The following is a 6,925-nucleotide window of genomic DNA, read 5'->3' on the forward strand; positions in this document are numbered from 1 at the left end:
GCCCGCCCGCGCGCCCGCGGCAGCCGGCGCACCACCCGCCTCTACGGACTGCTGGTGAGGCTGGTCGCGCTCAGCCTCACCGTGCTGCTCACCGCCGCGGCCTGCGCGGTCGCCCTCGACCTGGTCGCCTGGCAATGCGCCGGCTCCGCCGCGTGCGCGGGGGAGCGGGCCTGGCTCGGCTTCCTCTCGGCCGACCGGGGCGGCTGGTGGTCGCAGCCGGGGCGCCGTCTCGCCCTCGCGGCGGCGGTGCCCGTGGCACTCGTCACGCTGCTCTGGTACCTCTCCAACCGGACCTGGAGCGCCTACGAGTCGCAGCGGCCCCCGACCGGCGAGGAGGGTTTCCCCCCGGACGACGCCGACGACGACCTCGACGAGGAGCCGGGCACCCGCCTGCTGCCCGCCACCCGGTCCGCCCCCGACGCCGCGGCGCTCCCCGCCGGGTGCGGCGACGAGCCGGACCCCCGGGACGCCGTGCGCCCCGCGCTCGGCAGGCCCGGCTTCTGGTACGGGCGCCGGCTCGTCGCCCGGCTGCGCGCCGCGCACACCGCGGCCGGCTTCCTCACCGTGGCCGCAGCGGTCACCGTCCCCGCGGTCCGGCACGACCGCGAGGCCGGGCACACCCTGCTCACGGTCCTCGGCACGGCGCTGGAGGCGGCGCTCGCCCTCGCCGCGTGCGCCGTGGTGTGGGTCGTCCTGCGCAGGGGTCGCAGCGAGCGGCGCGCCGACGCGCGCGCCGACCGCGTCGCCGTGCGCCTGCTGCCCGGTGCCGCACTCGGCCTGCTGGCGCTGGGCCTGCTGCACGCCTCCTGGTCCAGGCCCGGCTGGGTCTCGGCGGCCACCCTTCCCGGCGAGGCCGCCGCCTTCCGGGCGATCACCCTCGCGCAGGGCGCCCTGGTCGTCGCGCTCGCCGTGGTGGCCGCGGCGCTGCACCGGCGCGCCCGCCATCCGCGCGCCGCGCTGCGGGGGCTCGGCGGGCCCGCCGTCGCGATGCTCGCCTGTGCACTCGGCGGCGTGATGACCGGCGGGGTCGCCCAGCGGGTGGGCGACTGGCTCGACGGTCCCGGCACGCCCGGCATGGGCGGGCACGCCACCATCGCGGGACCGCCCGTCCTGCTCAGCTGGCAGGCGTCCGTCATCCCCGTGCTGCTCGTCCTCCTGCTGCTGCCCGCCGTCCTCCTCGTGGCACGGACCTGCCGCGCCGCGCGCCGCCTCGCCCCCACCGTCGAGGGCGAGTACGGGGAGGACCGGCCCGACGAGGTGCGCACCCGGCGCATCGCCGGCACCCGCGCCCGCGCCCGGCTCACGGACGCCGCCCCGGTCCTCGTCGGCGTGCTCTCCGGCGCCACCCTGCTGCTCGGCGCCGGTGCCGTCGCCGGCGCCTGGATCAGCGGGCAGGTGCCGGGCCGGGCGTTCGCCGGTGCCGGGCCCCTGGTGGAGTCCTTCGCGGACACCGCGCAGGCGCTCGGCTCCTGGCTCGTCGGGTTCGGTTTCCTGCTCTTCGTCACCATGGGGCGCCGTGCCTACCGGGACGCCTCCGCACGGCGCACCATCGGGATCCTGTGGGACGTCGGCACCTTCTGGCCGCGCGCCGCCCACCCGTTCGCCCCGCCCTGCTACGCCGAGCGCGCCGTGCCCGACCTCACCTGGCGCATCTGCACCTGGACCGCCCGCACCGGGGGCCGGCTCGTGATCTCCGGTCACTCGCAGGGCAGCGTGCTGGCCGCGTCCGCCGTCTGGCAGCTGCCGGCCGCCACCCGCCGCCGGGTGGCGCTGCTGACCTACGGCTCGCCGCTGGAACGCCTCTACGGGCGCTGGTTCCCGGCGTACTTCGGGGCGGCCGCGCTGCGGGACCTGCGCGGCGACATCGACTGCTGGCGCAATCTGTGGCGCCAGACCGATCCGATCGGCGGACCGCTGATGATCCCGGGCGAGGGCCGCCATCCCGACGTCGACCGGGCGGCCCTCAAGGACCCGGTGGTGTACGGCCGTTCGGCCCGTCATCCGCTGCCCGAGCCGATCCTCGGGCACTCCGACTACCAGGCGGATCCGGCCTTCGCCGAGGAGCGCGCCCAACTGCTCGCCCGGCTCGCGCCGGCGGTGCCCCGTCAGGTGCGGCCGGACGTCCAGCGGCCGGACGTTCAGGGAAGCTCGGGCAGATCCTCGGAGTAGAGCAGCGTCAGGTCGTCGGTGTTCATCTCCGGCAGCGCCGCCACCCGTACCGCGTGCCGTTCCACCATCGACTCGAACGTCTGGCGCGCGGTACGGCCGTTGCCGAAGGCGGGCCCCTTGGGCAGCGCCGTGAAGTACTTCAGCAGCGCCTCCGCCGTGCCCTCGGAGAGCCGGTACTCGTGCTCGTCCGCCTGCTGGGCGACGATCCGCAGCAGCTCCTCCGCCTCGTAGTCCTGAAAGGTGATGGTCCGTGAGAAGCGCGAGGCCACACCGGGGTTGACGGTGAGGAACCGCTCCATCTCGGCCGTGTACCCGGCGACGATCACCACGACGGAGTCGCGGTGGTCCTCCATCAGCTTCACCAGCGTGTCGATGGCCTCCTTGCCGAAGTCCCGGCCGGAGTCCTCCGGGGACAGGGCGTACGCCTCGTCGATGAACAGCACTCCGCCGCGGGCCCGTTCGAACGCCTCCTGCGTGCGGATCGCCGTGGAGCCGATGTGCTCGCCCACCAGGTCCACCCGGGAGACCTCGACGAGGTGGCCCCGCTCCAGCACCCCGAGTGCGGCGAGGATCTCGCCGTACAGCCGGGCCACCGTCGTCTTGCCGGTGCCGGGGGAGCCGGTGAAGACCAAGTGGCGGCGCACGGAGGCCGCCTTGAGCCCGGCCTCCTGCCGCCGCCGGCCCACCTCGATCATGTTCGTCAGGGTCCGGACCTCGCGCTTGACGCTCTCCAGGCCCACCAGCGCGTCCAGTTCGCCGAGCACGGCGTCCGGACCGCGGGCCGGGGCCGCGGCCGGCACGGGAGCCGCGGCGGGCGTCGCGGGAGCGGAGGGGCTCTGCAGCGGGACGGCCGTGAGCAGGCCGGGGGAGGCCGGGACGCTCTGTACGGCGGGCGCCCGATCGGCGCCGGGCCGCAGCGTGCCGCTCTCGTCGCTCGTGCAGTCCTCCACGAGCGGGCCGTCGTCCTCGCCGAACTCGTAACCGCCGCGCGCGCAGCGCTCGGTGCGGCAGCGGTTCAGCGTGGTGCGGCAGCCGTCCATCACATGGAAGCCGTAGCCGCCGCTGCCCGTGACCCGGCAGCCGCGGAACGTGCCCCGGCCCTCGGCCGACACGTAGAAGCCCGCCTCGGCCGGGCCGCTGACCGTGCAGCGCTCGATCAGCGGGTCGGCGCCCTTGGTGACGATCACGCCCGTCTGGGCGCCGTCCACGGTGCAGTTGGCCAGGGTGCCGCCACTGCCGTGGTCGCGGAACCAGGCGCCGGTGGACACGTCCCGGATGCGGCAGTCGTCCAGCTGGGCGGTCGCGCCGTCGCTCACCGAGACGGCGGTGTTGCGGACCTGGGAGAGATCGCTGTCGACGACGTCGGCGCGGGAACCGCGGTCGAGGACGAACAGGGCGTCCGGCACGTCGTGCACCCGGCAGGCGTCCAGCACGGCCGTCGCGCCGTCGCTGACCCAGACCGCCGGGTAGTCGCCGGTGCTGTCGTGGATCTCGCACTGGTTGGCGTCCACCCGGGTGCCCGGGTCCCACACCGACAGGCCGTTGCGGCCGAAGCGGCGCACGGTGGAACGGGTGAGGGTGAGCACCGAACGGGAACGCAGGTCGACCGCGTTCTCCGGGATGTCGTGGATGTCGCAGTCCGAGAGCGTCAGCACGGCGTCCGTGTCGAGGGTGACACCGTCGGACGAGGTGCGGTGCACCGTGGAGTCCGTCAGATGGGCCGCGGCACGCGAGGTGATCTGCACCCCCGCGCCCTTGATCTCGTAGATCTCGCAGCCGATGGCCTCCAGGCCGCTGCCCTCGCCGGTCACCGAGAGACCGGCGCCCGAGGCGTGGTGCACCCGGCAGCGCTCCAGGCGCGGATGCGCCCCGCCGCGCACCGACACACCCGACTGGCCGGCCGACACGACCTCGCACTCCTCGAAGACCCCGCCCGCGCCGTCCAGCACGGCGATCCCGACGCCCGCCGGGTTGTCGACGGTGCAGCGGCGCACCGTGGGACGGGCGGCGCCGCGCACCTCGATCCCGGCCGCCGAGCGGGTGACGATCCTCAGGTCGGCGAGGTCCGGTGTGCCGTCCTCGACCAGCAGTGCCGGGGCGGCCGAGTCCTGGCCCTCCACGTGCAGGTCCAGCACCGTGGCCGAGGCGCGCACGGTGATCGGCACCCCGTCGGCGGGCGCGATCCGCACCGACCCGGCGGAGCCCTCGGCGCCGCGCAGCGTCACGGCGCGGGTCAGCACCAGATTCTCGCGGTACGTCCCCGGGGCGACGGTGAGGACGTCGCCGTCGGCGGCGGCCTCCAGGGCGGCGGCGAGGGAGGCGTACTCGCCCGTGCGGCGCCGCCACCGCGATGTGCCGGTGTGCGTCACCTGGACCGTGCCCTGTGCCATCGTGCTGCTCTGCCCCCACCTCGTGATCCGTGCACCGCGGCGCCTGCGCGAGGACGCCCTCCGCACCCCCGAAGGGGATCGCCCCACCGTAGCGCGCGCGGCGGGCGGGAGTTGACGGCATCCGGCAGGTCAGCTTCCGGCGCCGGTCCTGCCCCAGTCGGGGCCGACGGCGGCCCAGGCCCGGTCCAGGCGGGCGAACCGGCGGCGCCGGAGCCGCCACAGGATCATCCGTCCGGTGCACTCCACGAGCAGCGCGGACACCGCCCAGGCGCCGGCGCCCGCGAGCACGGCGTGCACCCGTGCCGCGGCCGGATCCATGGGACGGGGCACCCGGTTGCCCGCCGCGTCCGTCCACACGGTGAACGTGTCGCCGGGGTGCGGTGACCGCAGCGAGGTGGTCACCGTCCCGGCGCGCACCCGCCCGTCGGGGGACGTCCATGTCGCGTGGACCAGGCGGCGCTCCTCGGCGGCGGCCGACTCCGCGCCGGGCACGGCGGGCCGCGCGGTGGCCGGCCCGGTGACCTGTGCCGTGACCGGATGGCGCTGCTGGCGCTGGGCCCGGACGGACTGCCGGAGCGCGTCGTCCGTCAGCGTGCCGGTGACCCAGCCGACCGCGGGGGCCGCGGTGACGAGCAGCAGCGCGGCGACGAGGGCGAGCCACGCCTCCGCCAGATCCGTGGGACGGCACAGCGGATTGCGGCGCCAGCGCCAGACCCCGGCAGCTGCTCGCACGACGCGTCACCCCCTCCGGGTACTCCAACGCGCGCGCGGGCGTGTGCGGTTCCCGCCGCTGCGGGAAGGAGTGCCGGGATGCGGGAAGGAGTGCGGGGATGCGGGGCGGTGCCGTCCGGGGCGGGACGGAGCGAGGCGGCCCGGAGCGAGGCGGGTGGTGCCGTCGCCCCCGGCCGACCGCCCCGGCGGGGCGTGCGGCCGTACCCCSGCGCSGGGGTACGTGCCGAGAAGGTCACCGGGAGTGACGGTGTGCCGACCGTGCGGCGAGGCCCGGAGCGGCCGGTGTGCTCCGGCACCGGGCCGCCGTGCCGCGCCCGCGAAGGTCCGTGACGGCCCGTCAGGAATCTGCCGGGGCGGGCCGTGCGGAGGAGCGGGTCAGTATCCCCGGCCCTGGTAGGGCCGGTTGTAGGGGTCCTCGTACTGCGCCGGGGCCGGGCGGGCCGCGGGGCGCATGGCCTCGTAGCCGCCGGCGGCCGGACGGGGCTGCTGGTGCCCCTGGTACGGGGTGCCCGGGTAACCGCGGGGTGCGGCCTGCTGCGGGATGTACGGTGCCGGAGCCTGCTGCAGCGGCACGGGCTGCTGCATCGGCTGCGGGTAGCCGTAAGCGGGTGTCGAAGGAGAGGGAGCTGCCGGGAGGGCGGRCAGGGCCGCGGGGAGCGCCGGCAGGTAGCCGTTGCCGGTGTCGTACGCGGAGGGCACTCGGATCGGGGCGATCTGAGGCGTGCCCCGCTCCGCGACCAGGGAGTCGTAGATCGGGGTGTCGGGGAACGACGGCGCGGAGTAGTAACCGCCGCCATAGGTGGCGCGGGGGGAGGTCATGGCACATAAGTTAAGCCCACGATGTGCTGGTTGGGGAGCCCGATAAGAGGGTTGTTTCAGCAGCTCTGAGTGACCGTGGATCCCCAATTCGAGCGAATCAGGGAAAAACGGTCGCCGTGACGTCTCATGATCGTGTAAAGGGCAAGCTGAGAGACGGTTACCGATGGGTCGGCCCGATGAGGGGGACGTATGCGGAACAGTGTGACGACGAAGGGACTTCCGGGCGTGCCGAGCCCGGGGGCACGGACCCGCGATGGGGGCGAGCATGACGATGCTTAAGGGAGCCAATACACCGGTACCGGCACAGCGGGTCCGGGTCGAACTGGGCTGGCGTCCGGGACCGGGCGTGCCCGACATCGACGCGTCGGCGCTGCTGCTCGCCGACGGCAAGGTCCGCTCCGACGCGGACTTCGTCTTCTACAACCAGCCCGCGCACGCCTCGGGCGCCGTACGGCACGAGGGCAAGGGCTCCGGCACCGACACGGTCTCCGTCGACCTCTCCCGGGTCGAGGGCGCGATCGAGCGCATCGTGCTGGCCGCCTCGGCCGACGGCGGCACCTTCGGACAGGTACCCGGTCTCCACATCCGGGTCCTCGACGCCGCGAACGGCGCCGAGCTTGCGCGCTACGACAGCCAGGACGCCTCCGTCGAGACGGCGTTCGTCCTCGGCGAGCTCTACCGCCGTCAGGGCGCCTGGAAGTTCCGTGCCGTCGGGCAGGGCTACGGCAGCGGACTCGAGGGCCTCGCCACCGACTTCGGCATCACCGTCGACGAGCCCCAGCAGGCCACGCCCGCGCCGGCCGCCGCCGTGCCCC

At 75.3% G+C, this 6,925-nt stretch carries 5 protein-coding genes; 2 read left to right on the forward strand and 3 right to left on the reverse strand.

Features of this window, described 5'->3' with window-relative positions; genetic code table 11:
* A partial coding sequence (locus tag EAO77_RS32430) for a hypothetical protein (protein ID WP_261994241.1) occupies nucleotides 1-2,169 on the forward strand: 2,169 nt, incomplete at its 5' end.
* Here the strand turns inward: EAO77_RS32430 and EAO77_RS32435 are convergent.
* From EAO77_RS32435 to EAO77_RS32445, 3 genes are all read right to left on the reverse strand, one after another.
* Nucleotides 2,139-4,559, reverse strand: coding sequence for a right-handed parallel beta-helix repeat-containing protein (locus EAO77_RS32435; RefSeq protein ID WP_147991908.1), 2,421 nt, complete (start codon nucleotides 4,557-4,559; stop codon nucleotides 2,139-2,141). The two genes, EAO77_RS32430 and EAO77_RS32435, sit on opposite strands and share 31 nt — an antisense overlap.
* A gap of 129 nt (nucleotides 4,560-4,688) precedes the next feature.
* Entirely contained in the window at nucleotides 4,689-5,291 is a 603-nt protein-coding gene (locus EAO77_RS32440; RefSeq protein ID WP_147991909.1) for a hypothetical protein, read from the reverse strand.
* A gap of 375 nt (nucleotides 5,292-5,666) precedes the next feature.
* Nucleotides 5,667-6,110 carry a DUF6643 family protein gene (locus tag EAO77_RS32445; RefSeq protein WP_147991910.1) on the reverse strand — a complete coding sequence of 148 codons (444 nt, stop codon included), beginning with the start codon at nucleotides 6,108-6,110 and terminating at the stop codon, nucleotides 5,667-5,669.
* Nucleotides 6,111-6,375: 265 nt separating this feature from the next.
* Between EAO77_RS32445 and EAO77_RS32450 the strand changes: the two genes are divergently transcribed.
* On the forward strand, nucleotides 6,376-6,925 hold a 550-nt coding region (locus EAO77_RS32450; protein ID WP_261994242.1), incomplete at its 3' end, for a TerD family protein.

The organism is Streptomyces sp. T39, assembly GCF_008042045.1.
In the GTDB taxonomy this organism is placed as follows: domain Bacteria; phylum Actinomycetota; class Actinomycetes; order Streptomycetales; family Streptomycetaceae; genus Streptomyces.

Excerpts from the sequence above, each read along its gene's own strand:
- EAO77_RS32435 (WP_147991908.1), bottom strand. The coding sequence starts at position 4,559 with ATGGCACAGGGCACGGTCCAGGTGACGCACACCGGCACATCGCGGTGG.